Source organism: Pseudomonas sp. Pseusp3 (genome assembly GCF_047304225.1).
Classification (GTDB): Bacteria; Pseudomonadota; Gammaproteobacteria; order Pseudomonadales; family Pseudomonadaceae; genus Aquipseudomonas; species Aquipseudomonas fluorescens_CD.
The window spans coordinates 13,363-36,680 of the sequence record NZ_JBGLYV010000056.1; the positions used below are offsets into that span (position 1 = coordinate 13,363).

Here is a 23,318-nt window from a genome sequence, read left to right on the forward strand (position 1 = left end):
ATCGCTCAGCGGCTCCGGTTTGATCGTTGTTATTGCGCGCCCTGCTTGTCGATCAGCGCGGCGAGCATTTCGTACTCTTCGCCGGTCAGATCGGTCAGCGGCGCACGCACGGGACCTGCGTCGTAGCCGGCAATTCTTGCCCCGGCCTTGACGATGCTCACCGCATAACCGGCCTTGCGGTTACGGATGTCCAGGTACGGCAGGAAGAAGTCGTCGATGATCTTGCCAACGGTGGCGTGATCTTCACGAGCGATGGCGTGGTAGAAGTCCATCGCGGTTTTCGGGATGAAGTTGAACACCGCCGAGGAGTAGACCGGTACGCCCAGGGCCTTGTAGGCCGCGGCGTAGACTTCGGCGGTCGGCAAGCCACCCAGGTAGCTGAAGCGATCACCGAGGCGGCGACGGATCGACACCATCAACTCGATATCACCCAGGCCATCCTTGTAGCCGATCAGGTTCGGGCAGCGCTCGGCCAGACGTTCCAGCAGCGGCGCGGTCAGGCGGCAAACGTTACGGTTGTAGACCACAACGCCGATGTTGACCGATTTGCACACCGCTTCAACGTGGGCGGCAACGCCGTCCTGGCTGGCTTCGGTCAGGTAGTGCGGCAGCAGCAGCAAGCCCTTGGCACCCAGACGCTCGGCTTCCTGTGCGTATTCGATAGCCTGGCGGGTCGAACCGCCCACGCCGGCCAGGATTGGCACGCTGGAGGCGCAGGTGTCGACGGCAGTCTTGATGATTTCCGAATATTCGCTAGCCGCCAGAGAGAAGAACTCACCGGTGCCGCCCGCGGCGAACAGCGCCGAGGCGCCGTATGGGGCCAGCCATTCGAGACGCTTGATGTAACCCGCGCGATTGAAGTCGCCCTGAGCATTGAAATCGGTGACCGGGAAAGACAGCAGACCGGCAGAGAGGATGGACTTCAGTTCTTGTGGATTCATTATTCGAACACCCTGGATAGCGACGTTGTGTGAGAAAACCGTTCAGCCAGCGCTGAAGTTGTAGGTCATCGTACAACTTAAAATATAACCGTCAACTGCATTTCATCGCTGCGGGGGAAAATTGTTCGACAAGAAGGGTGATTAGCCCATTTTTATGGGCCCTTGGTGCTGCGATGGCATAGGGAATTGGCTCGACCGACGGACTTGGTAGAGATACGTTGTCGGAAGAGAAAGATTTTTTGGACTGACTGAAGGTTTGTGAGATGACTACAGGCCCCTTCGTCGGATCGCCGCCCGGAGACAAGCCCGCTCCCACACTTGATCTCTGGCGCTCACAAATTTTGTGTTCACTGAAGATTCAATGTGGGAGCGGGCTTGCTCGCGAAGGCGAAAGATCAGACGACGAATCACGTGAAGCAGAAAGCCTAACCGCGCTGCGCCTCCGCCTCTTCATGGGCATGACGCAACCGCTCGCGGCTGTTGGTCAGGTGCAGGCGCATCGCTGCACGGGCCGCATCGGAATCCTGACGGGCAATGGCGTCGTAGATTTCCTCGTGCTCACGGCTCAGGCGATTCATGTAGTGCTGCTGGTCGTCATGGGCCAGGCGCGCGGAATTCAGCCGTGTGCGCGGAATGATGCTCGTGCCCAGGTGGGTCATGATGTCGGTGAAGTAGCGGTTGCCGGTGGACAGCGCGATTTCGAGGTGGAAGGCGAAGTCCGACGCCACGGCATCACTGGCGTGGGCGACGCTTTCATTCAACGCATCGAGGGCGGCGCGCATGTTGGCCAGTTGCTGCGGGCTGCGACGTTGCGCCGCCAGCCCGGCAGACTCCACTTCGAGACTGATGCGCAGTTCCAGGATCGCCAGCACATCGCGCAAGGTCACCACGGTGGCCGGGTCGATACGAAAGCCGCTCGGGCTCGGCGTGTCGAGCACGAAGGTGCCGATACCGTGGCGGGTTTCCACCTGGCCGGCCGCCTGCAAACGGGATATCGCTTCGCGTACCACCGTGCGGCTGACACCATGGGCATCCATGATGGCCGACTCGGTGGGCAGCTTGTCGCCACGCTTGAGATGACCATCGCGGATCTGCTCGGACAGCACCGTCACCAGTTCCTGAGCGAGGCTGCGGCGCTTGCGTGGGAGGCGTGGTGCGTCGTTCGGGTTTTCCATGGTGAACATCTGTCTCGAAAAGTTCGGCTGCTGTAACGCGCATCATAGCGCAACGCGGTTGTACGATCACCTCACCCCTGTAGGAGCGAGCTTGCTCGCGATGGAGGTTAACGATAACGCGTGCGTCCTGAATCCACGCGGCGTTTTCAAGTCCATCGCGAGCAAGCTCGCTCCTACAAGGGTGTGGTGGTGTTCAGGCAGTCACGGTCTGGTCCACCAGATGGCCATTCTCGATACGGATGTGCCGCGGATGGAAGCGCTTCAGACTGCTGCGATGACCGACGCTGACAATGCTCAGCCCCGGCAACTCATCGATCAGCGCCTGATACAGCGTGGCCTCGTCTTCTTCGTCCATCGCCGAGGTCGCTTCGTCCATATACAGCCATTGCGGTGCATAAAGCAGCGCACGGGCAAAGGCCAGGCGCTGCTGCTCACCCGGCGACAGCATGCGTTGCCAGTGGTTGGCTTCGTCGAGACGGGCAATCAGGTGCGGCAGGCGACAGGTTTCCAGCACGTGCACGTAGCGCTCCTTCGGATAGGTATCGCCGGGCTGTGGATAACTGAGGACATCACGCAGGGTGCCAATCGGCAAATACGGTTTTTGCGGCAGGAACAGGTAGCGCGCCGATGGCAGGCGAATACTGCCGTGGCCGGTCGGCCAAAGATGTCCCATCGCCCGCAGCAGGGTCGACTTGCCGCTGCCGGAACGACCGCTGAGCATCACTCGGTCGCCCTCCTCCACGGTCATGTCGGCGTTGGTCAGCAGGTGACGACCATCAGCCAGGTCGAGGCCGAGGCTGTGCACCTTCAGAGCGGAGCCCGAATTCTGTACGTCGATGGCCGGTGCACGCCCTTCGTTGTCACCCATGGCCTGGTGGAAGCTCAGCAGACGATCACAGGTAGCGCGCCAGGAAGCGAGGTTCTGGTACGCACTGATAAACCAGCTGAAGCTTTCCTGCACATTGCCGAATGCCGAGCTGATCTGCATCAGTTCGCCGAGTTCGATCTTGCCGGAGAGATAACGCGGCGCCGCCACCATGAAGGGGAAGATGATGGCGGCCTGACTGTAACCGGCGGTGAAGAAAGTCAGGCGCTTGGACACTTTCATGATGTCCCAGAAGTTATGCCAGACCATCCCGAAGCGGCCGCTCAACCGACGATTTTCGTTCGGCTCGCCGTTGTACAACGCAATGCTTTCGGCATTCTCGCGAATCCGCACCATGGAGAAACGCAGGTCGGCTTCGAAGCGTTGTTGTTGGTTGTTCAGGCCTATCAGGCGACGACCGATCAAATGTGTCAGCCAGCTGCCGACCACGGCGTAAACCAGCACGCACCAGAACATGTAGCCGGGAATGGTGATGCCGAATACTTCAATGCTGCCCGACACGCCCCACAGAATGATCGAGAACGACACCAGGCTGACGATATTGCGCAGCAACCCGATACCCAGCTCAAGGGTGTTGGAGGTGAAGTTGTTGAGGTCTTCGGAAATCCGCTGGTCCGGGTTATCGGTGTAACCGCCCTGCTCCAGCTGGTAGTAGTTCTTGTCACCCAGCCAGCGGGTGAAATGCTTTTCAGTGAGCCATGCCCGCCAGCGGATCGTCAGCATCTGCGTCAGGTAGAGCCGATACACCGCGCCGACGATCGCCACCGCCGCAATCGCGCAGAAATACAGGATCAGTTGCCAGAACGCGGCCTCGTCCTTCTTTTGCAGGGCGTTGTAGAAGTCCTTGTACCAGGTGTTGAACCACACCGAGATCCCCACGCTGATCAGCGACAGCGCAATCACCGCGATCAGAAGAGTCCAGGCCTTGACCTTCTCTTCACTGCGCCAGTAAGGCGTGATCATCGCCCACACTTTGCGAAAAAACTGCCCGCGCACGGCATCGTTGACCGCGGAATACTCAGCGTTCTGATTCATGGATAAGGCTCGATAGAGAAAAGAAGACGCACGAACCGATCATAGAGGATCGGTTCGGTTTGTTGCGAGATATGGCCCGCATTCGTTCAGCACCGGTTCAGCGGCGAACGGGACGCTTCTGCAGTTTGCGCTGCAGGGTGCGGCGGTGCATGCCCAGGGCGCGGGCCGTGGCGGAGATGTTGCCTTCGTGCTCGGTCAGCACGCGCTGGATGTGTTCCCACTGCAGGCGGTCCACGGACATCGGGTTTTCCGGTACCAGGCTGTCGAGATCGGCGTGTTCGGACAGCAGCGCCGCCAGCACGTCGTCGGCGTCCGCCGGTTTGCACAGGTAGTTGCAGGCACCGCGCTTGATCGCCTCGACGGCAGTGGCAATGCTCGAATAGCCGGTAAGGATCACCACGCGCATTTCCGGGTCCATTTCCAGCAACTTGGGCAGCAGCACCAGGCCCGAATCGCCGTCCATCTTCAGGTCCAGGGCGGCGTAATCCGGCAGATCGGCCTTGGCCAGTTCCAGGCCTTCCTCGGCCGAACTGGCAGTGCTGACGCGAAAACCGCGGCGGGCCATGGCGCGAGCCATGACGCGGGTGAATGTGGCGTCGTCATCGACCAGCAACAAATGCGGCAGTTCTTCGCCTTCGACTTGGATCTCGTCACTCATGTTCGTCTCCTCGGGCGACACGGGGCAGGCGCAGCTCGGTGAGCGTGCCGCCTTCCTCATGACTGTAGAGTTTCACTGAGCCGCCGGCGCGTGTCACGCTGGCCTTGCTCAAAAACAGGCCCAGGCCGAAGCCTTTGCCCTTGGTGGTAAAAAACGGTTTGCCGATTTGCTCGGCGATGGCCAGCGGCACACCGGCACCATGGTCACGAATGCTGATGGTGAGGTTTTCCCAATCCCAGTCCAGCGTCACTTGCAGCCCTTCGGGGCAGGCATCGGCGGCGTTGTTCAACAGATTCAGCAAAGCCTGGGTCAAGTCCGGCGGCGGCGCCATGCGCGGCACTGCGCCCTGGCCGAGACGCTGAAAGCGATAACTGGCTTCCGGGCGCATCAGGTGCCAGCGATTGAGGGCTTCATCAAGCCAATCGGTGACGTCCTGCATCTCCACCGCCAAACGGCGATTGGCCTCCGCAGCGCGCACCAGGTGCTGCAAGGTTTCCTTGCACAGTTTGACCTGATCCTGCAAAACGCTCAGGTCGTCCTGCAACATCGGATCATGGTGGTCCTGACGCATTTCCTTGAGTAGCACACTCATGGTCGCCAGCGGCGTGCCCAATTCATGGGCCGCACCGGCGGCCTGGGTGGCGACGGCCAGCAGTTGCTGGTCGCGCAGGCCTTCTTCGCGACGAATGGCGCGAAGTTCTTCCTGACGGCGCAGCTCTTCGGCCATGCGCGCAGCGAAGAACGTGATCACTGCGGCGGCGAGGGCGAAGCTCAACCACATCCCGTACACCTGCAGGTTTTCCCGCGCGATCGGGAAGGTTTGCAACGGGTAAAACTGTGCCAGCAGCAGCGTGTACATCGTCAGCGCGATACCCGACAGGATCACCGAATAACGCCATGGCAACGTCACCGCGGCAATGGTCAGCGGCACCAGGTAATAGGAAACGAAGGGGTTGGTCGAGCCACCGGAGAAATACAACAATGCGCTGTGGATAAACAGGTCGCAGGCCAGTTGCACGGCGTATTCGAGCTCGGTCACCGGCCACGAGGTGCGCAGGCGAATCGCCGTGAACACGCACAACAGCATCGAACAACCGAGGGTCGCGGCCAATTGAAACCAGGGCAGCGGCAGCAATTCGAGCCAGTAGGCCAGGCCCACGGAACCGGCTTGGGCGGCCAGCACCAACGTGCGGATGAACGTCAGCCGCCAGAGGTTCTGGCGAGTGGCGGAAGTGATTTGAACGGGGGCGAGCATGAGCTCTCCTGATGAGCGCTCCAGGCGGATCGCTGGGAGTATAACCAAGCGCGGGGGCCGACAGGCAAAACTGCGGCAAACGGCCACATGTAGGAGCGAGCATGCTCGCGATGGTCGCCAACGATTACGCGGGAATTCTGACTTCCCGTGACGCTTCCGGATTTTTCGCGAGCAAGCTCGCTCCTACAAAGGGCATGCGCATCTGTATAGAAGTTGTAACTGTGCGAACCAGTGCATAAAAGCTAGAGTCTGATGGTTTCACGCAGGCCCGGACCGAACCCCTGCGCAACTTTCAAGGAGCCTTCATGCACACATTCCGCCGCAGCGCCGCCCTCCTCGCCCTGAGCGTTGGCACCGTCGCCAGCCTCCCGGCCGTGGCCGCCGACGAGCTTCATTACAACCAGATTTCCCTGCGCGCCGAAGTCAGTCAGGAAGTGGCCCGCGACCTGATGATCGTGACCCTCTACACCGAAGAACAGAACAGCGACCCGGCCAAACTCGCCGCCGACGTCAGCACCACCATGAACAAGGCGCTGGCCAAGGCCAAACAAGTCAAGGACATCACCCTGCGCCAGGGCAGTCGCAACAGCTACCCGATCTACGACACCAAGGGCCAGAAAATCACCGGCTGGCGCGAGCGCGCCGAACTGCGCCTGGAAAGCCCGGACTTCGCCGCGCTGTCGAAGCTGACCGGCGAACTGCTCACCGACCTGAAAATGGGCGGCATGGACTTCGCCATCGCCACCCCGACCCGCAAGGCCAGCGAAGACGCCCTGCTCAAGGACGCCATAAGCGCCTTCAAGGCCCGCGCTCAACTGGCCACCGATGCCCTCGGCGGCAAGAGCTACAAGATCGTCAACCTGAACCTCAACAGCAACGGTTATCCACAGCCTTACTTGCGCGCGCCGATGATGATGAAAGCCGCTGCCATGGACGCCGCCCCGGTGACACCGGATGTCGAAGCCGGTACCAGCCAGGTCAGCATGACCGCCGATGGTTCGATTGAAGTGCTGATGCCTTGAATCGATAGCCCGTAATCAGAAGAACGGCGATCACTCACATGATCGCCGTTTTTTTTGGGCAGTTTTCAGGCATGAGCTATAACTGGATAGTCCACTGAGAAAAGCTGGCAGTTGCACGAGGTGCAACTGAGATTAATTAGCCACTATCAGTGCAACAATAACCACTCTTATTCACGCCATACCCACCGCACAAAACGGGGTATAAATAAGTAACACCCCGCCCTGATCGGGAGCACCAGGCGTCCGGGACGCACCCTAAAAGTGCGTCGTTTGCACCGTAAAAAAGCTGCGCAAACGGTCAAATGCGTCAGGAGTTATACAAATGCGACATTAAGGTACGTTCGTGCCACCGTTTAAGGCTTGTAGTCACTCTGGATCTTGCATTGGGTATGGCCCCTGCATAAGTATCCGCAGGCACGACTCACGAGGTCGTCCTCTAATTCCAAAAATGACAACAAATCATGAGGCCACCATGCTTAAACACGCGGTCATTCCGTTTTTAGTTGGCGCAAGCTTGTTAGCCAGCGCACCGTTCGCCCAAGCAGCGACTAACCTGGTGTTCTGCTCCGAAGGGAGCCCGGCCGGTTTCGATCCAGGTCAATACACCACCGGAACCGACTTCGACGCCTCTGCAGAAACCATGTTCAACCGCCTCACCCAGTTCGAGCGCGGCGGCACCGCCGTTGTTCCTGGTCTGGCGACCAAGTGGGACATCTCCGATGACGGCCTGACCTACACCTTCCACCTGCGTGAAGGCGTCAAGTTCCACACTACTCCGTACTTCAAGCCGACTCGTGAGTTCAACGCCGACGACGTGCTGTTCACCTTCAATCGCATGATTAACAAGGATGACCCGTTCCGTAAGGCGTACCCGACCGAATTCCCGTACTTCACCGACATGGGGATGGACACCAACATCACCAAGATCGATAAAGTCGACGACCACACCGTCAAGTTCACCCTCAAGGAAGTTGACGCCGCGTTCATCCAGAACATGGCCATGAGTTTCGCTTCGGTACAGTCCGCCGAGTACGCTGCCCAGCTGCTCAAGGAAGGCAAAGCCGCCGACATCAACCAGAAGCCGGTCGGCACCGGTCCGTTCGTGTTCAAGAGCTACCAGAAAGACTCTAACATCCGCTACACCGGGAACAAGGACTACTGGAAGCCTGACGACGTGAAGATCGACAACCTGATCTTCGCCATCACCACCGACCCGTCGGTACGTATCCAGAAGCTGAAGAAGAACGAGTGCCAGATCACTCTGTTCCCGCGTCCGGCCGACCTGAAGGCGCTCAAGGAAGACAAAACCCTGAAAGTGCCTGATCAGGCTGGTTTCAACCTGGGTTACATCGCCTACAACGTGATGGACAAGATCAAGGGTGACGACAAGCCGAACCCGATGGCCCAACTGAAAGTGCGTCAGGCACTGGACATGGCCGTCAACAAGCAGCAGATCATCGACTCGGTTTACCAGGGCGCGGGCCAACTGGCCGTCAACGCCATGCCACCGACCCAGTGGTCCTACGACACCACTATCAAGGATGCACCGTACAACCCTGAGAAAGCCAAAGAGCTGCTCAAGGAAGCCGGTGTGAAGGAAGGCACCGAAATCGTTCTGTGGGCGATGCCGGTACAGCGTCCGTACAACCCGAACGCCAAGCTGATGGCAGAAATGCTGCAGTCCGACTGGGCGAAGATCGGTATCAAGGCCAAAATCCAGAGCTACGAATGGGGCGAGTACATCAAGCGCTCCAAAGGCGGCGAGAACGGCGCGATGCTGATTGGCTGGAGCGGCGACAACGGTGACCCGGACAACTGGCTGAACGTGCTGTTCGGCTGCGACTCCCTGCAAGGCAACAACTTCTCCAAGTGGTGCGACAAGAAGTTCGACGGCATCGTGAAAGAAGCCAAGCGCACGACCGATCAGGGCAAGCGCACCGAACTGTACAAGCAGGCGCAACACGTCCTCAAAGACGCTGTTCCAATGACACCTATCGCTCACTCGACGGTGTTCCAGCCTATGCGCAACGAAGTGCAGGATTTCAAGATCAGCCCATTTGGCTTGAACTCCTTCTACGGCGTCAGCGTCAGCAAATAAGGTTTTGCAACGGCGACGTTTCTGACGTCGCCGTTGCTTTATCTACCGAGAAAGCAGGAATTCGCCTACATCCAAATCCGCAGCTGACTACAGCGTCGGGTAAGGACGCGTCGCCATTTCCTACGAGTCTTTAGGACTCTACGCATTTACTGCCGGACCCGTGGCTCATACCGTCGGGATCCGACCAGTGCACGCGTGGGTCATCGGTTACTGCTGCGTGCATGGCTTGAAATCAGTGATGCCTCTACGTCTGCGCACGGGACGGCAGCTCATTGATAACACTTTGAGAGATAAGGGAGCGTTATGCGCCATACCTTGGTTTTATCCGCATTGCTGGGCACCGGCCTGTTGGCCGCCACTTCCATCAGCCAGGCAGCCAACAACAGCCTGGTGTTCTGCTCTGAAGGCAGCCCCGCCGGTTTCGATACGGCGCAGTACACCACTGCGACCGACAACGATGCCGCCGAGCCGCTGTACAACCGATTGGCAGAGTTTGAGAAAGGCGCGACCAACGTCGTACCGGGCCTGGCCACGAGCTGGGATATTTCCGAGGATGGCCTCAAGTACACCTTCCACCTGCGCGAAGGGGTGAAGTTTCATACCACCAAATACTTCACGCCAACCCGTGATTTCAATGCCGATGACGTGCTGTTCACGTTCAATCGCATGCTCGACCCGCAACAGCCTTTCCGTAAGGCTTATCCGACAGAGTTTCCGTACTTCAACGGCATGAGCCTGAACAAGAACATCGCCAAGGTCGAAAAGACCGGGCCGCTGACCGTGGTCATGACGCTCAACAGCGTGGACGCCGCGTTCATCCAGAACATCGCCATGAGCTTCGCCGCCATCCTTTCGGCCGAATACGCTGACAAGCTGCTGGCGCAAGGCAAACCGAGCGACATCAACCAGAAGCCGGTCGGCACCGGGCCGTTCGTGTTCAAGAGCTACCAGAAAGACTCGAACATCCGTTACACCGGCAACAAGCATTACTGGGACCCGAGCCGGGTCAAGCTCGACAACCTGATTTTCGCCATCAACACCGACGCCTCGGTGCGCGTGCAGAAACTCAAGGCCGGCGAATGCCAGATCACCCTGCACCCGCGCCCTGCCGATGTGACCGCGCTGAAGAACGACCCGGCCCTGCAACTGATCGAGAAGCCTGGTTTCAACCTCGGCTACATCGCCTACAACGTGCGCCACAAACCTTTCGACCAGCTCGAAGTGCGTCAGGCGCTGGACATGGCGGTGAACAAGCAAGGCATTCTCAATGCCGTTTACCAGGGCGCGGGGCAACTGGCGGTCAACGCCATGCCGCCGACCCAATGGTCCTACGACGACACGATCAAGGACGCCGCCTACAACCCGGAAAAAGCCAGGGAATTGCTCAAGGCTGCCGGCGTCAAGGAAGGCACTGAAATCACCCTCTGGGCCATGCCGGTCCAGCGTCCGTACAACCCCAACGCCAAGTTGATGGCCGAGATGCTCCAGGCTGACTGGGCGAAGATCGGCCTCAAGGTCAATATCGTCAGCTATGAGTGGGGCGAGTACATCAAGCGCACCAAGAATGGCGAGCACGACATCAGCCTGATTGGCTGGACCGGTGACAATGGTGATCCGGACAACTGGCTGGGCACGCTCTACAGCTGCGATGCCATTGGCGGCAACAACTACTCGATGTGGTGTGATCCGGCTTACGACAAGCTGATCAAGCAGGCCAAGGTCGTCACCGACCGGGACCAGCGCACCCTGCTCTACAAACAGGCGCAGCAGTTGCTTAAACAGCAAGTGCCGATCACGCCAGTCGCCCACTCAACGGTCAACCAGCCGCTGAGCGCCAAAATCGAAGGGTTCAAGGTGAGCCCGTTCGGCCGCAATGTGTTCTCGGGTGTCAGCATAGAAAAATAACCGATTAGCCAGAAATGCCAGGGGGCGGATTTTTCCGCCCCCACGCAGACGCTTTGCCGTCTTTCGCCAAATTGGCCGACAGCAAACGTTTGCGATGCCGTGAATGAGTTCTAAACCAATAGCCGGATCACAAAAAAAGACCGGTATAAAAAAAGAAAGTAAGGAGCTTTACCCATGAAACTGAGCAGCACCGCGTTATTGGCCCTGGCCATCAGCAGCGTAACCGCCACGGCTTACGCAGAAACCCAAAGCCAGGCTTTCACCCCGGTTACCGTGAACGAGAAAAGCGCCCAGAGCGAAGCCACCGGCTTTGTCGAAGGCCAGTCGATCACCGGCACCACGCGTAACTGGTACGCCAACGAGCAACTGCAACGCGGCGCCAAATTCGCCTACAAGAAGGACGGCGTTTCGACTCCGACCGATCGCCGGATCAACTGGGTCCAGGGCACCATCCTCAAGTACAACTCGGGCTTCACCGAAGGCACTGTCGGCTTCAGCACTGAAGTGGCGGCCTATAACGCTATCGCCCTGGATCGCGACCGCAAGGACCTGGCATCCAACAACGGTGGCGCACCGGGCACTCGTCCAGGCGCGGGCAACAACCGTACCCTGACCAAGGAAGGCGGCGACGCTCAAGGCCAGTGGAGCAAACTGGGCCTGGCCAACGTCAAGGCGCGTATCTCCAACACCACCCTGACCGCCGGCCGCATGAACTTCAGCAGCCCGATGGTCGACGTGATCGGCAACCGTGCACTGCCTTCGAGCTTCGAAGGTCTGGCCATCCACAGCGAAGAGCTGAACAACCTGACCTTCGACCTGGCCACCTTCGACCGCAACTCACCGCGTACCGAAGAAAGCCAGCGCAAGTTCCGCACCGAATACGCCAACGGCATCGTCGAAACCGACCACGTCTACACCGGCGGTATCACCTACAACCCGCTCGCCAGCCTGACCACCAGCCTCTGGGCGACCCAGGCTGAAGACATCTGGAACCAGTACTACTTCGGCGCCTCTCACGTACTGGGCGATAGCCAGGTACTGAGCCTGACCACCGGCCTGAACTACTACAAAACCAAGGAAACCGGTAAGGCGCTGATCGGCGACATCGACAACGACACCTATTCCCTGTCGTTCGGCCTGACCCACCAGGCTCACAGCCTGACCTTCTCGTACCAGGAAGTGAACGGTAACGAGTACTTCGACTACCTGCACGAAACCAACGGCATCTACCTGGCCAACTCCCTGCTGTCGGACTTCAACGGCCCGAACGAAAAATCGTTCCAGGTTGCCTACGGTCTGAACATGGCCGAATACGGCGTACCGGGCCTGAAGTTCAACATCTACCAGGCTCGCGGCTGGGGTATCGACGGTACTCACTACACCGGCAACGGCGGCGTGGCAGGCAAGGGTTACGACGGCATCCAGGCCCAGGATGGCGAAACCCATTATGAATACGGTATCGGCGCGACCTACGCCGTGCAGAGCGGCCCGCTCAAGGCCACCACGATCCGCGGTACCTACACCGCTCACCGTGCCAGCGAAAACCAGGCTGACGGCAGCATCAACGAGTTCCGTCTCGTGACCACGGTTCCGTTCAACATCCTGTAATACCGCTGCCGAACGGCTGGTTCAGCGATGAATCGGCCGTTCGGCTTTGTCCTTTAACTGATTGCAGAGGGTTCTTGATGAAAATGCTTCCCCTACGTGCGGCCATCGCGGCTGCTTTGCTCAGTGTCGCAGTCGGCGTTTCGGCCAAACCCCTGGTGGTTTGCACCGAAAACAGCCCCGAAGGCTTCGACATGGTCCAGTACACGACTGCAGTCACAGCCGATGCGGTGGCCGAAACCATCTTCAATCGTCTGGCGGACTTCAAGCCCGGCACCACTGATGTGATTCCGGCACTGGCCCAATCCTGGGACATCAGCGAGGACGGTCTGACGTACACGTTCCACCTGCGTAAAGGCGTCAAGTTCCACACCACCGAATACTTCAAGCCGACCCGCGACATGAATGCCGACGACGTAGTCTGGAGCTTCCAGCGTCAGCTGGACCCAAACCACCCATGGCACAAGCTGTCGAGCGTAGGCTTCCCGTACTTTGAGAGCATGGGCTTCAAGGAACTGCTGAAAAACGTCGAGAAAGTCGACGACAACACGGTCAAGTTCACCCTGACCCGTCGCGAAGCGCCGTTCCTGGCCGACATCGCCATGGCGTTTTCTTCGATCTACTCCGCCGAATACGCCGACCAGTTGCTCAAGGCCGGCAAGACCGGCGATCTGAACAACAAGCCGGTCGGCACCGGTCCGTTCGTCTTCCAGCGCTACAACAAGGATGCCCAGGTTCGTTTCAAGGCCAACCCGGACTACTTCCGTGGCAAGGCACCGGCTGACTCATTGATCTTCGCCATCGCCACCGACAACAACGTGCGCCTGCAGAAGCTCAAGGCCAACGAATGTCAGGTCGCGCTGTACCCGAAACCGGACGACATCCCGAGCATCAGGAAAGACACCAAGCTCAAAGTCGACGAGCTGAACGCGATGACCGTTGCGTACATCGCCATCAACACCACGCACAAATACCTGAGCGACGTGCGTGTGCGTAAAGCCATCGACATCGCCTTCGACAAGGAAGCGGCCGTCAACGCGCTGTTCGGCAAAGGCAATGCGACCGCGGCGGTCAACCCGTTCCCGGACACTCTGCTGGGCTACAACCACGACCTGAAGAACCCGCCCCGCGACCTGGACAAGGCCCGCGCCCTGCTCAAGGAAGCCGGCGTACCGGAAGGCACGGTATTCACCCTGTTCACCCGTAACGGCGGTGGCGCCACCAACCCGAACCCGATGCTCGGCGCGCAGATGATGCAGGCCGACCTGGCCAAGATCGGGATCAAGATCGACATTCGCGTGATGGAATGGGGCGAAATGCTCAAACGCGCGAAAAACGGCGAACACGACATGGTTTCCGCCGGATGGGCGGGCGATAACGGCGATCCGGATAACTTCCTGACGCCTATGCTCAGTTGTGAAGCGGCCAGGAACGGCGAAAACTATGCACGCTGGTGCAATGACAAGTTCCAGGCGCTGATCGACAAGGCCCGGGAAAAAACCGATCCGGCCGAACGTGCAGCACTGTACGAACAGGCCCAGGTTATTTTCAACCAGGACCAGCCATGGATCAGCCTGGCGCACACTAGAATGTTTACTGCAATGCGCAACAACGTAGAGGGCTACCACATTAGCCCACTCACCACGAATAACTTCGCCACCACCCAGGTGAAGTAGATAAGAAAACTCCCGGCATGCCTGACCCAGGCATGCCGGGCACGCCTAACCGGCTGATGAGGTACACCTTACGATGTTTAGTTTTATTGCCCGCCGACTGGGGTTACTGATCCCCACGTTTTTCGGCATCACCTTGCTGACATTCGCGTTGATTCGCATGATCCCAGGCGACCCCGTGGAAGTCATGATGGGCGAACGCAGAGTCGACCCGGAAATGCACGCTCAGGCAATGGAACGCCTAGGTCTGAACAAACCCCTGTATGCCCAGTACCTGGATTACATCGGCAAACTGGCCCACGGCGACCTCGGTGAATCCCTGCGAACCCGTGAAAGCGTCTGGAGCGAGTTCAGCTCTCTATTTCCCGCGACCCTGGAACTGGCCACGGCCGCCATGTTGTTCGCCGGCATCCTGGGCCTTCTGGCCGGGGTGATCGCGGCACTCAAGCGAGGGTCCCTGTTCGACCATGGGGTAATGGGGGTCTCCCTGGCGGGATACTCGATGCCGATCTTCTGGTGGGGCCTGATCCTGATCATGTTCTTCTCGGTGAGTCTGGGCTGGACCCCGGTGTCCGGGCGGATCGACCTGCTTTACGACATCGAGCCACGCACAGGCTTCATGCTGATCGATACGCTGCTGGCCGATGACGTCAGCGCGTTCCTCGATGCCCTGCACCACCTGATCCTGCCGGCCATCGTGCTCGGCACCATCCCGCTGGCGGTGATCGCGCGGATGACCCGTTCTTCGATGCTCGAAGTGCTGCGTGAAGACTACATTCGCACCGCCAAGGCCAAGGGCCTGTCGCCGTCGCGCGTGGTGTTCGTACATGGTCTGCGTAACGCGCTGATTCCGGTACTGACGGTGGTCGGCCTGCAAGTCGGCACCCTGCTGGCCGGTGCGGTCCTGACCGAAACCATCTTCTCGTGGCCCGGCATCGGCAAATGGCTGATCGAAGCCATTGGCGCCCGAGACTATCCCGTCGTGCAAAACGGCATCCTGTTAATCGCCTGCCTGGTGATTCTGGTCAACTTCGTAGTGGACATCCTCTACGGCTTTGCCAACCCACGCATCCGTCATCAGCGCTGAGATCATGACCATGACCACTCCAATTCCATCGGTAGCAGTCGATCAAAGCCTGCTGTACCCATCGCCGTACAAAGAATTCTGGCAAGCGTTCTCCAAGAACAAAGGTGCCGTCGCCGGCCTGATGTTCATGCTGCTGGTGATTTTCTGCGCCATTTTCGCGCCGTGGGTTGCCCCCCACAACCCGAGCGAGCAATACCGTGACTTCCTGCTGACCCCGCCAGCCTGGCTGGAAGGTGGGCAGATCCAGTTCCTGCTCGGCACCGACGAACTGGGTCGCGACCTGCTGTCGCGCCTGATCACTGGCTCGCGCCTGTCCTTGATGATCGGCTTGTCGTCGGTTGTCATGTCGCTGATCCCGGGGATCCTGCTGGGTCTGTTCGCCGGGTTCTTCCCGCGCGTGGTCGGCCCGACCATCATGCGTCTGATGGACATCATGCTGGCCCTGCCGTCCCTGCTGCTGGCCGTGGCGATCGTCGCCATCCTCGGCCCAGGCCTGATCAACACCGTGATCGCCATCGCCGTGGTGTCCCTGCCGTCCTACGTTCGCCTGACCCGTGCTGCGGTAATGGGTGAGCTGAACCGCGACTACGTGACCGCCGCGCGCCTAGCCGGTGCCGGCCTGCCACGCCTGATGTTCGTCACCGTGCTGCCGAACTGCATGGCGCCGCTGATCGTCCAGGCCACCCTGAGCTTCTCTTCGGCGATCCTCGATGCCGCCGCACTGGGCTTCCTCGGCCTTGGCGTACAACCGCCAACCCCTGAGTGGGGCACCATGCTGGCTTCGGCCCGCGACTACATCGAACGCGCCTGGTGGGTGGTGAGCCTGCCTGGTTTGACCATTTTGCTCAGCGTGCTGGCAATCAACTTGATGGGCGACGGCCTGCGCGATGCGCTGGACCCGAAACTCAAGAACGCCGCCTGAGGAGATTCCCATGTCACTGTTAGAAATCAAGAATCTCAACGTTCGCTTCGGCGACAAAAACGCCACGCCAGTCGTCGATGGCCTCGACCTGAAAGTGGACAAGGGCGAAGTGCTGGCCATCGTTGGCGAGTCCGGTTCCGGCAAATCCGTGACCATGATGGCGCTGATGGGGCTGATCGAGCATCCAGGCATCGTCACCGCCGACTCGCTGATCTTTGACGGCAAGGACATGCTCAAGCTCAACAATCGCCAGCGTCGGCAGATCGTCGGTAAAGACCTGTCCATGGTCTTCCAGGATCCGATGACCGCGCTGAACCCGAGCTACACCGTCGGTTTCCAGATCGAAGAAGTACTGCGCCTGCACCTGAAAATGTCCGGCAAGGCTGCCCGCAAGCGCGCCATCGAACTGCTGGAAAAAGTTGAAATCCCGGGTGCCGCCAGCCGTATGGACGCCTACCCGCATCAACTGTCCGGTGGTATGAGCCAGCGTGTCGCGATTGCCATGGCGATTGCCGGCGAGCCGAAACTGCTGATCGCCGACGAACCGACCACTGCCCTCGACGTGACGATTCAGGCGCAGATCATGGATCTGCTGCTGGCGTTGCAGAAAGAGCAGAACATGGGCCTGGTACTGATCACCCACGACCTCGCCGTCGTGGCCGAAACCGCCCAGCGCGTATGCGTGATGTACGCCGGCCAGGCGGTCGAGGTCGGTCAGGTGCCGCAACTGTTCGACATTCCGGCACACCCGTACAGCGAAGCGCTGCTCAAGGCGATTCCGGAACACAGCCTGGGTGCCTCGCGCCTGTCGACCCTGCCAGGCATCGTTCCCGGTCGCTACGACCGTCCGCAGGGTTGCCTGCTGTCGCCACGCTGCCCGTACGTGAAAGACAACTGCCGTCAACAACGTCCGGCCCTTGACCAGAAAAGCAACAGCCTCGCTCGCTGCTTCTACCCGCTGAACCAGGAGGTGGCGTAATGGCCGTCGTTCTTACCGCCCGCGACCTGACCCGTCACTACGAGGTGTCCCGAGGCCTGTTCAAGGGTCACGCCACCGTTCGCGCCCTCAACGGCGTATCGTTCGAACTGGAAGCCGGCAAGACCCTCGCCGTCGTAGGCGAGTCGGGCTGCGGCAAATCCACCCTGGCCCGTGCCCTGACCCTGATCGAAGAGCCGTCCTCCGGCTCCTTGAAAATTGCCGGGCAGGAAGTCGCCGGTGCCGACAAGGCCCAGCGCAAACAACTGCGCAAAGACGTGCAGATGGTGTTCCAGAGCCCTTACGCCTCGTTGAACCCACGGCAGAAAGTCGGTGATCAGCTTGCAGAGCCATTATTGATCAACACCAACCTGAGTGCCGCGGAACGCCGTGAGAAAGTCCAGGCGATGATGAAGCAGGTGGGCTTGCGTCCCGAGCACTACCAGCGTTATCCGCACATGTTCTCCGGCGGTCAGCGCCAGCGGATCGCCCTGGCCCGCGCAATGATGCTGCAACCGAAAGTGCTGGTGGCGGACGAACCGACATCGGCACTGGACGTATCGATCCAGGCACAGGTGCTCAACCTGTTCATGGATCTGCAGCAAGAGTTCAACACCGCCTATGTGTTCATTTCCCACAACCTGGCGGTGGTGCAACACGTTGCCGATGACGTGATGGTGATGTACCTCGGTCGCCCGGTCGAAATGGGTCCGAAGAACGACATCTACGAACGTCCTCTGCACCCTTACACCCAGGCACTGCTGTCGGCCACGCCGACGATTCACCCGGACCCGAACAAGCCGAAAATCAAGATCGTCGGCGAGTTGCCCAACCCGCTGAACCCGCCGTCCGGCTGCGCCTTCCACAAGCGCTGCCCCTACGCCACCGAGCGTTGCAGCACTGAAGAGCCGGCCCTGCGCCTGCTCGACAGACGCCAGGTGGCTTGCCACTACGCCGAGCAGTTCCTCGACGGCGCGGCATAAAAAACGGCAGGAGCGAGCTTGCTCGCTACTGCCGGGATTCACGAATTAACCCAACCCCTTCCACTTCGATTGCGCATCAGTCGAGGTAGAAGGGGTTTTCTTTTGCCTGCCATTCAGCAATCAAGTCTGGCTGTCGCCTTCTTCTTCATCATCGGAGTCCGGCTCGTCAGTGGTCGAGTCATCGCCATTGTCAGCCCCACCCTGCCCCTGATCGCCCGGCTCGGACTCGGACTTGGCGAGCATCAATCCGCTATGTCCCACCTGCCCGCTGAATGCCTGAGTATCGTGATTCTCACATTCGGCCCAGGCCGTTGCGGTGCCAAGGGACAGCATCACCATCACTTTCAACAGCAGTAAAACGCGTAGCAACCTGTTCTTCATGATCGATTCCATCCTCTATCAGGTGACCCCAAGTGCCTGGCTTGCGCTCTGTGAAATCTAGTTCCGATCAGCCGGGTTCACCAGACAGGACACCAATGAGCGGCCGGAAATGCCGTGGATGGAAAGACTGGTTTCGAATAAGCCCAATTACCGGATCAACTAAGCGAATCTGCTTTGCGCGTTTGCCCGGAAAGCGCGTCCGGCTCTTGCGAACGGGTAGCCTGATAAATCAGCGGTATGGACATCAGCGCCAGCGTCGCACCAAGCAGCCACACACTGTGCCCGCCAAAGTGGCCATATAGCTGACCGCCAAGCACCGGCGACAACAGTGCGCTCGCGCTCCAGCTCATAAAGAAAAGGCCAAAGTACTGCCCGCTTTTTCCGCTTTGCGCGTGCTGCATGACCAACATATTCAGTGGCGGCATGAACAGCGCCTCGCCCAGCGTCCAGATCACCGTCGACAGGCAGGCATAAAACAGCCCAGCCCCCAATGGCAACATACCGAGCCCGCAGGCCAGCAACAGACTGCCGGCCACCAGTTGCCGACGCATCCCCCAGCGTTCGCCCCAGTGCGACAACGGAATCTGCAACGACACCACCAGCAGCGCATTGAGCCCGAACTGCCAGCCGATCGCCTCGGTGCTCAAGCGGTAGTAATCACGCAGATAGTTGCCCAGCGTGCTGTAAACCGTGTCGAACGCCATACCGAGCAGAACCGTCGCCGCCAGCAACCAGAGGAATGGTTTGTCGCGATAGGGCTGGCTTGAGCTTGAGGCGGTATCGGGTTTCTCGTCAGGGATCGGCACCGGTCGACGCCACGTCGTATGGACAAACCACAGCAAGGCCAGCAACGTCATCGCCGCGCTGCCGAAGAAAACCCAACGGAAATCGGTCTGCGCCAAAACGCCGCCCGTCACCCCGGCAGCGGCCATCCCGAGGTTGCGAGCCACCCGGCTCAAGGCCTGTGCCCGGGAACGCTGCGCAACGTCGCAATACTCCATGATCAGCCGTTGATGCAGCGTGCGGATCGCCCCATCGACTGCCCCGCTGAGCAAGAGCAACCCGGCCAGCAGCGGCACCTGCGTGACCACTCCCAGCAAGATCAGCACCCACATCGAAACGAAGAACAGCGCCGCGGTCAGCCGCGCCGTGGGCACATGATCGCTGAGCAACCCGCCGAGCATCGAACCGACCAGCAGACCGGCACCGTAGGCCGACAGCAGCCAGCCGACGGTTTCAATCGCCAGCCCCAGCTCCTGACGCAGGTACAGCGCCATGAACAGCTTGACCATGCTACTTAGCCGATTGATGAACAACAGCGCCGCGAGCACCCAGGCCATCACGCAGAAATAGCCATCCAGCCGCAGCAGATGGATCAGCCGACGTGTCATTCCCTTGATCATCAAAAGGCCACTGTTTGCGAAATGTTCTTTGGACACTAAACGCCAACGACAGGCTTGTCGCGGGCCAAACTCCCCATGGGTCAAAAGCAGAGGCAAGCTACAAGCGCGCAGGAAAAGACCTACGCAATCACCTTGACCACCCTTTCAACCCACAAAAAAAAACCCACTGCTTTCACAGTGGGCTTTGCGGTGTCGCCATTCAGCGCTTAGTGATGCTCACGGGTCGCGCGGAATTTCACGTCCGGCCAGCGCTCTTCCATCAACGCCAGGTTGACCCGCGTCGGCGCGAGGTAGGTCAGGTGACCGCCGCCGTCCAATGCCAGGTTTTCCACAGCCTTGTTGGAGAATTCCTCAAGCTTCTTCTTGTCGCTGCATTCGATCCAGCGCGCGGAATAAACGGTGATCGGCTCGTAGGAGCACTCGACCTTGTATTCCTCTTTCAGGCGGCTGGCGACCACATCGAACTGCAGCACACCGACGGCGCCGAGGATGATGTCGTTGCTGCGCTCAGGGAAGAACACCTGGGTCGCGCCTTCTTCGGCCAATTGCTGCAGGCCCTGGCGCAGTTGCTTGGATTTCAGCGGATCACGCAGGCGTACGCGACGGAACAGTTCCGGGGCGAAGTGCGGGATGCCGGTGAAGCCCAGGACTTCGCCTTCGCTGAAGGTGTCGCCGATCTGGATGGTGCCGTGGTTGTGCAGGCCGATGATGTCGCCAGCGAAGGCTTCTTCAAGTTGCTCACGCTCGGAGGAGAAGAAGGTCAACGCGTCGCCGATGCGCACGTCCTTGCCAGTGCGCACGTGGCGCATCTTCATGCCTTTTTCGTACTTGCCGGAGCAAATGCGCATGAAGGCGATACGGTCGCGGTGTTTCGGGTCCATGTTCGCCTGGATCTTGAAGATGAAGCCCGAGAACTTCTCTTCCACCGGCTCCACGGTGCGTTCGTTGGCGACACGCGCCAGCGGGCGCGGCGCCCAATCGACGACAGCGTCAAGAACGTGGTCGACACCGAAGTTGCCCAGTGCCGTACCGAAGAACACCGGAGTCAGTTGACCGTCGAGGAACTCCTGCTGGTTGAATTCGTGGCAAGCGCCTTGAACCAGTTCCAGCTGTTCGAGGAAACGCTCGTACTCATCGCCAAGGTGCGCGCGCGCCTCGTCGGAGTCGAGTTTCTCGATGATTTTGGTTTCGGTGCGTTCGTGACCGTGACCGGCGGTGTAGACGATGATGTAGTCGTCAGCCAGGTGGTACACGCCCTTGAAGTCGCGGTAGCAACCGATCGGCCAGGTAATCGGCGCAGCCTTGATCTTCAGAACTGCTTCGATCTCGTCGAGCAGTTCGATCGGATCGCGGATGTCACGGTCGAGTTTGTTGATGAAGCTGACAATCGGCGTGTCACGCAGACGGCAGACGTCCATCAGCGCGATGGTACGAGGCTCGACGCCTTTACCGCCGTCGAGAACCATCAAGGCCGAGTCCACCGCAGTCAGGGTGCGGTAGGTGTCTTCGGAGAAGTCTTCGTGGCCCGGGGTGTCGAGCAGGTTGATCATGTGTTCGCGATACGGGAACTGCATGACCGACGTGGTAATGGAAATACCCCGTTGTTTCTCCATCTCCATCCAGTCGGATGTCGCATGGCGGTCGGATTTACGGGATTTCACCGTACCGGCCACCGCAATCGCCTTGCCCATCAGCAGGAGCTTCTCGGTGATCGTGGTTTTACCGGCATCGGGGTGGGAAATAATGGCGAAAGTGCGGCGTTTCGCGACTTCGGCGGCCTGGTTGGTCATGGGAAATCGCCTGGCAGGTGATTCAAAAAAGGGCGCAGATTATAGCCCAAGTTGATCGAAGAACCGAACCGTTGAGCACATTAAGGGTGGCCAAATGCTGCCCCGGATGGGAACCTTTTTAAAGCACAGAGACGTCCACTCCCCGTAACGACCACTCGTCGGGGGCCTGAAACACCTGCAATTCAGCCTGACGCGGCTGTGCTCATGGCTCGATAAGTCGTACGGATTCGCCTGTAGGAGCGAGCTCGCTCGCGATGGACGTCAACGATAACGCTGGGTATCTGAATGCAAGCGTTGTCTGGACGTTTTTCGTCGGAACGCCGCCCGGAGCAAGCTCGCTCCTACAGTAGAGCGAGCTCGGCATGAGCTGCTTCTCGCGAACGTCGTTATCCCGGTAATCCGTGAAGAACCAAAACAACGCCCTGGGTTACGTAAGCCGCCGCGACCTGCATCGTCAGACCGGCACTTGCGCGAGCTCAACGCCACGGCGGCCTACGACGAGCATTTGCGCATCCTGTTGTCGCGCATGTACGAGCTCAATCGTGCGTGGTTGCCGGTGATGGATGCCGAGCGGGTATTTTTGGGCGAGGTGACGCAGGAGTCGATAGCGGCTTACTTGAGTTCCGGCCGCTCCCGCGGAGCCAAGACCAGTATTGTTTCACCGGCTGAAGTGGCACTCACTTAACAGATCATCTTCCATAGTCCATTGCGCTTGATCCATCACCACCCCAAGAGGAAAAACGGGGATAGGGTCAAGCGCTGGCGCTATGTAAATTTGCAGCCATTAACAAATTGAGCATTTAAGACTGTCAAAAGTGATAGGTCCGCTATTGCCTGGAAAAAGCTCTACTGAATCGGGAGCAAATCTACACGCTCTCAAAAATAAACTTACCAGGTTATAGAGGTCACCCATGAACATTAACAATTCGACATCACCTGCCACACCAACACCAGAGGCCGACTCCCTGGCGCCGAAGGTAATGGCTGGCCCACCCACACAAATCATCATAGGAGGTCTGGCAGACCCGCAACTTGTCAAAAAAGGGGGTAACTTCAAATTGGTGGTCGCGGCAAAACTCGTCGATACAAACGGCAGGGAAATTACAGGCGTTACCTCCGTGTGGACGACAACTACAGCTGGCGCCACTATCAATCGAGGTCCAGGGGATATGAACGGGACCTTCACGTTAAACAATGTGCAACTCAACACCATTATTCAATTTACCGTTACCACACAGCAGTACCCAGCCATCCGCAAGAGCGTAAGCCTTAGGCTTAACGTCTATTGATCGGCGACCGTTCCCGTAATTCGTCGGTCGAACAGTGTCACCCTGATCGACCTTGTTCCTGTTCGGGAGCGCAGCAGCCGTAAATCAGCGAATACGCTCCTTGCGAGAAACTGCATCACTTGATTTCGGGGCGCTCGCGAGGAATGAAGACCAATATCGTCTCGCCGGCCGAGGCGCTGGCCTGATCGATTGGAAGCTGATTCCGATTGGTTAAGGTGCAAAACCTGTGTGCGA

General features: G+C 59.1%; 18 protein-coding genes and 1 pseudogene. 11 read left to right on the top strand and 8 right to left on the bottom strand.

Annotated features, from left to right (window positions below):
• Nucleotides 1-29: 29 nt before the first annotated feature.
• The 5 genes from kdgD to ACCD00_RS19225 all read right to left on the bottom strand — a co-directional run bounded on the left by kdgD (nucleotide 30) and on the right by ACCD00_RS19225 (nucleotide 5,950).
• Nucleotides 30-941 carry a 5-dehydro-4-deoxyglucarate dehydratase gene (gene kdgD, locus ACCD00_RS19205; protein ID WP_057398863.1) on the bottom strand — a complete coding sequence of 304 codons (912 nt, stop codon included), beginning with the start codon at nucleotides 939-941 and terminating at the stop codon, nucleotides 30-32.
• Nucleotides 942-1,366: 425 nt separating this feature from the next.
• Nucleotides 1,367-2,116, bottom strand: coding sequence for a FadR/GntR family transcriptional regulator (locus ACCD00_RS19210; RefSeq protein WP_413426894.1), 750 nt, complete (start codon nucleotides 2,114-2,116; stop codon nucleotides 1,367-1,369).
• A gap of 193 nt (nucleotides 2,117-2,309) precedes the next feature.
• Nucleotides 2,310-4,037 carry an ABC transporter ATP-binding protein/permease gene (locus tag ACCD00_RS19215; RefSeq protein WP_413426896.1) on the bottom strand — a complete coding sequence of 576 codons (1,728 nt, stop codon included), beginning with the start codon at nucleotides 4,035-4,037 and terminating at the stop codon, nucleotides 2,310-2,312.
• A 97-nt stretch (nucleotides 4,038-4,134) separates the two neighbouring features.
• Entirely contained in the window at nucleotides 4,135-4,695 is a 561-nt protein-coding gene (locus tag ACCD00_RS19220; protein ID WP_008000948.1) for a response regulator transcription factor, read from the bottom strand.
• Nucleotides 4,688-5,950, bottom strand: a complete 1,263-nt coding sequence (locus ACCD00_RS19225) for an ATP-binding protein (RefSeq protein WP_413426898.1) — start codon at nucleotides 5,948-5,950, stop codon at nucleotides 4,688-4,690. The genes ACCD00_RS19220 and ACCD00_RS19225 overlap by 8 nt, the downstream gene beginning before the upstream one ends.
• Before the next feature lie 305 nt (nucleotides 5,951-6,255).
• Here ACCD00_RS19225 and ACCD00_RS19230 point away from each other — a divergent pair, with 305 nt between their 5' ends.
• From ACCD00_RS19230 to ACCD00_RS19270, 9 genes are all read left to right on the top strand, one after another.
• Nucleotides 6,256-6,972, top strand: coding sequence for an SIMPL domain-containing protein (locus ACCD00_RS19230; protein ID WP_413426900.1), 717 nt, complete (start codon nucleotides 6,256-6,258; stop codon nucleotides 6,970-6,972).
• Nucleotides 6,973-7,444: 472 nt separating this feature from the next.
• The gene (locus ACCD00_RS19235) at nucleotides 7,445-9,070 is read left to right on the top strand and encodes an ABC transporter substrate-binding protein (RefSeq protein ID WP_413426902.1); all 1,626 of its coding nucleotides are present in this window, start codon (nucleotides 7,445-7,447) and stop codon (nucleotides 9,068-9,070) included.
• 303 nt (nucleotides 9,071-9,373) lie between these two features.
• Complete coding sequence (locus ACCD00_RS19240) at nucleotides 9,374-10,975, top strand: ABC transporter substrate-binding protein (protein WP_413426904.1); 1,602 nt, start codon at nucleotides 9,374-9,376, stop codon at nucleotides 10,973-10,975.
• A gap of 174 nt (nucleotides 10,976-11,149) precedes the next feature.
• Entirely contained in the window at nucleotides 11,150-12,583 is a 1,434-nt protein-coding gene (locus tag ACCD00_RS19245) for an OprD family porin (RefSeq protein ID WP_413426906.1), read from the top strand.
• Nucleotides 12,584-12,660: 77 nt separating this feature from the next.
• Nucleotides 12,661-14,256 carry an ABC transporter substrate-binding protein gene (locus ACCD00_RS19250; protein ID WP_413426908.1) on the top strand — a complete coding sequence of 532 codons (1,596 nt, stop codon included), beginning with the start codon at nucleotides 12,661-12,663 and terminating at the stop codon, nucleotides 14,254-14,256.
• A gap of 73 nt (nucleotides 14,257-14,329) precedes the next feature.
• Nucleotides 14,330-15,340, top strand: coding sequence for an ABC transporter permease subunit (locus ACCD00_RS19255; RefSeq protein WP_413426910.1), 1,011 nt, complete (start codon nucleotides 14,330-14,332; stop codon nucleotides 15,338-15,340).
• A 10-nt stretch (nucleotides 15,341-15,350) separates the two neighbouring features.
• The gene (locus ACCD00_RS19260; RefSeq protein WP_008018749.1) at nucleotides 15,351-16,262 is read left to right on the top strand and encodes an ABC transporter permease subunit; all 912 of its coding nucleotides are present in this window, start codon (nucleotides 15,351-15,353) and stop codon (nucleotides 16,260-16,262) included.
• A 10-nt stretch (nucleotides 16,263-16,272) separates the two neighbouring features.
• Nucleotides 16,273-17,241: an ABC transporter ATP-binding protein gene (locus ACCD00_RS19265; RefSeq protein ID WP_413426913.1), complete on the top strand. Its 969-nt coding sequence runs from the start codon at nucleotides 16,273-16,275 to the stop codon at nucleotides 17,239-17,241.
• A complete protein-coding gene (locus ACCD00_RS19270) occupies nucleotides 17,241-18,221 on the top strand; it encodes a peptide ABC transporter ATP-binding protein (protein WP_008018751.1) in 981 nt (326 codons plus the stop codon). Before ACCD00_RS19265 ends, ACCD00_RS19270 begins: the two co-directional genes overlap by 1 nt.
• 120 nt (nucleotides 18,222-18,341) lie before the next feature.
• Here ACCD00_RS19270 and ACCD00_RS19275 read toward each other — a convergent pair whose 3' ends face one another.
• The 3 genes from ACCD00_RS19275 to ACCD00_RS19285 form a co-directional block, all read right to left on the bottom strand.
• Nucleotides 18,342-18,602 carry a hypothetical protein gene (locus tag ACCD00_RS19275; RefSeq protein ID WP_413426915.1) on the bottom strand — a complete coding sequence of 87 codons (261 nt, stop codon included), beginning with the start codon at nucleotides 18,600-18,602 and terminating at the stop codon, nucleotides 18,342-18,344.
• A 155-nt stretch (nucleotides 18,603-18,757) separates the two neighbouring features.
• Nucleotides 18,758-19,993: an MFS transporter gene (locus tag ACCD00_RS19280; RefSeq protein ID WP_413426917.1), complete on the bottom strand. Its 1,236-nt coding sequence runs from the start codon at nucleotides 19,991-19,993 to the stop codon at nucleotides 18,758-18,760.
• 218 nt (nucleotides 19,994-20,211) lie between these two features.
• Nucleotides 20,212-21,795, bottom strand: coding sequence for a peptide chain release factor 3 (locus ACCD00_RS19285; protein WP_008018754.1), 1,584 nt, complete (start codon nucleotides 21,793-21,795; stop codon nucleotides 20,212-20,214).
• 410 nt (nucleotides 21,796-22,205) lie between these two features.
• Here ACCD00_RS19285 and ACCD00_RS19290 point away from each other — a divergent pair.
• Together ACCD00_RS19290 and ACCD00_RS19295 are read left to right on the top strand one after the other, a co-directional pair.
• Nucleotides 22,206-22,480: pseudogene (locus ACCD00_RS19290) on the top strand (glycine/betaine ABC transporter ATP-binding protein); the annotation flags it as partial.
• Between the two features lie 226 nt (nucleotides 22,481-22,706).
• Nucleotides 22,707-23,084 carry a hypothetical protein gene (locus tag ACCD00_RS19295; protein WP_413426919.1) on the top strand — a complete coding sequence of 126 codons (378 nt, stop codon included), beginning with the start codon at nucleotides 22,707-22,709 and terminating at the stop codon, nucleotides 23,082-23,084.
• The last annotated feature ends 234 nt before the right edge of the window (nucleotides 23,085-23,318 follow it).